The organism is Zavarzinia sp. (assembly GCF_049306435.1).
In the GTDB taxonomy this organism is placed as follows: Bacteria; Pseudomonadota; Alphaproteobacteria; order Zavarziniales; family Zavarziniaceae; genus Zavarzinia.
This window is the reverse complement of the sequence record NZ_JBAQRT010000337.1, coordinates 1-2191: the sequence shown is the minus strand read 5'-3', so window position 1 is coordinate 2191 and position 2191 is coordinate 1. Positions and strand designations below refer to the sequence as shown.

The window sequence follows — 2191 nt, the reverse complement described above, 5'->3', positions numbered from 1 at the left end:
GTTACGCCCCCCTCGCGACGAAGGAGTAACGCATGGAGATTTTCGAGGTCGGCCGGCCGACCGGCCGCCAGCTTAAACGCCTCGCCCCGGACGGCAGTTTCGCTGGCTATGCCAGCGTCTTCGCCGTGACCGACGCGCAGGGCGACCGGGTGCTGCCCGGCGCCTTCGCCGCCAGCCTCGGCGACTGGCGGCGGCGGAAAGCCCTGCCGCCCTTCCTGTGGCAGCACGACATGGCCGAGCCGATCGGCCGCTTCGACCGCATCGAGGAAGACGCGACGGGTCTTCTGGTCGAGGGCCGCCTGGCGCTGGAGACGGCGCGCGGGCGGGAGGCCCTGGCCCTGCTGCGCCTCGGCGCGCTCGATGGCCTCTCCATCGGCTATTCGACCGTGGCGGCGGGTGTGGCGGGCGATGGCGCCCGCCTGCTGAAGACGCTCACCCTTCATGAAATCAGTCTCGTCACCCTGCCCGCCAACGAGGCGGCGCGCATCGCCTGGGTCAAGGCCGCCCGGCCGGATGAAGCGGGGCTGAGTCAGGCCATCGTCAGCAATCTCCGCCGCGCGGCGGCGGCCCTTCGGCCCTGAAAGGACCACGCATGACCGATCTTGCCACCATGCACAGCGCCACCGACGACCTCGCCCGGGTCTTCACCGCCTTCCGGGCGGAGAACGACCGCCGTCTCGCCGAGATCGAGACGAAGGGCCGGGCCGATGTCGTCACCATCGAGACGGTCGACCGGCTGAACGCCGAGGTCGGCCGGCTGAGCGACCATGTCACCGCCATCGAAACCGCGCTGGCGCGCCCGGGCAGCCAGCGGAAGGCGGGGCGCAGCGCCGCCGAGGCCGCCCATGCCGAGGCCTTCTCGACCTTCCTGCGCAAGGGTATCGACCACGAGCTGCCGGGCCTCGAGAAAAAGGCGATGAGCGTCGCCTCCGACCCGGACGGCGGCTATCTCGTCGCCGCCGAAATGGCCGAGCGGATCGTCGCCCGCCTGCAGGAAACGAGTCCGATCCGCCAGATCGCTTCGGTCATGACCATCACCGCCGATGCGGTCGAAGGGATGCTGGACCTCGGCGAAGCCGCCGCCGGCTGGGTTGGCGAGAGCGAGGCCCGGGCCGAGACGGCGACGCCTCAGATCGGCCTGTGGCGCATCCCGGTGCACGAGCTCTACGCGGAACCCCGCGTGTCGCAGAAGTTGCTGGACGACGCCAGTTTCGATGTCGAGGCCTGGCTGGCCCAGAAGCTGGCCGAGAAGATGGGCCGGGCCGAGAATGCCGCCTTCGTCGCCGGCAGCGGCGTGGGCAGCCCACGCGGCTTCACCACCTATGCGACGGCGGCGGTGGCGGATGCCGGCCGGCCCTGGGGCACGCTGCAACATGTCGCGACCGGCGCCGCCGGGGCCTTCGCCGCCGCCGATCCGGGCGATGTCCTGATCGGCCTGACCTATGCCCTGAAGGCGGGCCTGCGCGCCGGGGCGCGTTTCGTCATGGCGCGGGCGACCGCGGCCGAGGTGCGCAAGCTGAAGGACACCAGCTCGGGCCAGTATCTGTGGCAGCCGGGCCTCGCCGCCGGCAGTCCGGCCAGCCTGCTCGGCTATCCGGTGGTCGAGGCCGAGGACATGCCGGCGATCGGCGCCAACAGCCTGTCCATCGCCTTCGGCAATTTCCGCGAGGGTTACGCCGTCGTCGACCGCCAGGGCATCCGCACCCTGCGCGATCCCTATACCGCCAAGCCGCAGGTGAAATTCTACACGACGAAGCGCGTCGGTGGCGACGTGCTCGATTTCGATGCCATCAAGCTGCTCAAGTTCGGCGCCTGATCGGGAGAACAAAACATGACCATGCGTGATCTGAAGAATGCCGTCGACGCCAGTCCGTCGCTCGCCCCCGCCGTCCGCAACGCGACGACGACTGGCAGCGCGATCGACCTGCGCGGCTTCGACGCGGCGAGCGTGATCGTTCACATTGGCGCCTATACCGATGGGACGCATACGCCTTCCCTCGAAGCCTCGACCGACGGCGTGTCCTATGCCGCTGTCGCGGCCGGCGAGATGGCCGGCAGTTTCACCGCCGTCGCCAGCGGCGCCGGGGCGAACACGGTGCAACAGGTCGGCTACATCGGCACCGGCCGCTACCTGCGGCCCAAGCTGACGGTGGCCGGCGCGACCACGGGGGCGGCGGTCGCGATCTCCGTC

Annotated in this window: 3 protein-coding genes; all 3 read left to right on the top strand. The window is 70.4% G+C overall.

Annotated features, from left to right (window positions below):
* The first annotated feature begins 32 nt into the window (after window positions 1-32).
* Window positions 33-581 (top strand): HK97 family phage prohead protease, encoded by a 549-nt coding sequence (locus tag WAZ62_RS19705; RefSeq protein ID WP_422645239.1) that lies wholly within the window; start codon window positions 33-35, stop codon window positions 579-581.
* Between the two features lie 11 nt (window positions 582-592).
* A complete protein-coding gene (locus WAZ62_RS19700) occupies window positions 593-1816 on the top strand; it encodes a phage major capsid protein (RefSeq protein WP_422645238.1) in 1224 nt (407 codons plus the stop codon).
* Between the two features lie 15 nt (window positions 1817-1831).
* Window positions 1832-2191: hypothetical protein (locus WAZ62_RS19695; RefSeq protein ID WP_422645237.1), on the top strand; the 360-nt coding region annotated here is incomplete at its 3' end.

What these genes read in the sequence shown, in the direction of transcription:
- WAZ62_RS19705 (WP_422645239.1), top strand. Translation starts at nt 33, where the DNA reads ATGGAGATTTTCGAGGTCGGCCGGCCGACCGGCCGCCAGCTTAAACGC.
- WAZ62_RS19700 (WP_422645238.1), top strand. Translation starts at nt 593, where the DNA reads ATGACCGATCTTGCCACCATGCACAGCGCCACCGACGACCTCGCCCGG.